The sequence below is a fragment of the Streptomyces sp. NH27 genome, assembly GCF_056859195.1.
Window position 1 is genome coordinate 1 of sequence record NZ_JACEGK010001040.1, and the last position, 732, is coordinate 732.

A 732-nucleotide genomic window follows, 5' to 3' on the forward strand; every position below is an offset into this window, starting at 1 on the left:
GACCGAACGCGCGTCCGGCGGGCGCCGCCGCCCACCACCCTCCGCCGCCACCGCGGCCGCCTCCCACCCCGACACACCTGCCGCGCTTCCGCGTCAGCCGATCGGGCGCCACGTCCGTCCGGTCACGCCCCGCACGTCTGTCGGTGCACGCCCCGGCCCGTCCGCCCGGTCCCGAAACGGATGACCGCCCGTCAGGGCATCCCCGCGGCCGACAGCAGCTCGCGGGCGCCGGCCGTGTCGATCGACTCGGCCAGCTCGCGCAGCGCACCCCGGTCGGGGAGCAGCCCGGCCGTGTGGGCACGCCGGGCGCCGCGGTCGAGTTCGTGCCACAGGAACGGGTTCGCGAGCAGCACCCGCACCTCCACCGACACCCGCCCGCCGAACGCGTCGCGCAGCACCACCCGGCGGTCTATCTCCCCCAGGAACCGAGCCGACACCAGGTATTCCGTGTGCACGCGTCGCCTGCGCACCAGCCCGCGCACCTCCAGCCAGCCGTCGCCCGCCGTGGTGCGCGCCGGCAGCAGGATCGCGAACAGCGCCACCGCGAGCGCCCCGCACATCGCCAGCCGCGGCATGTCCAGCGTGCCGTCCCACCCGTCCATCACGAGCGCCACGGCCAGCACCGTCGTGGCCGCGCCGTACGCGCTCCACAGCCGCCCGGCCCACGCGCGGTCGTACGCGACCGCGGGGCCTTCCTCACCCCGGACCCGCGTCCGGGGTACCGCGCCGGGG

Annotated in this window: 1 protein-coding gene; it reads right to left on the reverse strand. The window is 77.3% G+C overall.

From position 1 onward, the window contains the following. Positions 1-191 precede the first annotated feature (191 nt). A partial coding sequence (locus AC13HU_RS37905) for a hypothetical protein (RefSeq protein WP_483046540.1) occupies positions 192-732 on the reverse strand: 541 nt, incomplete at its 5' end.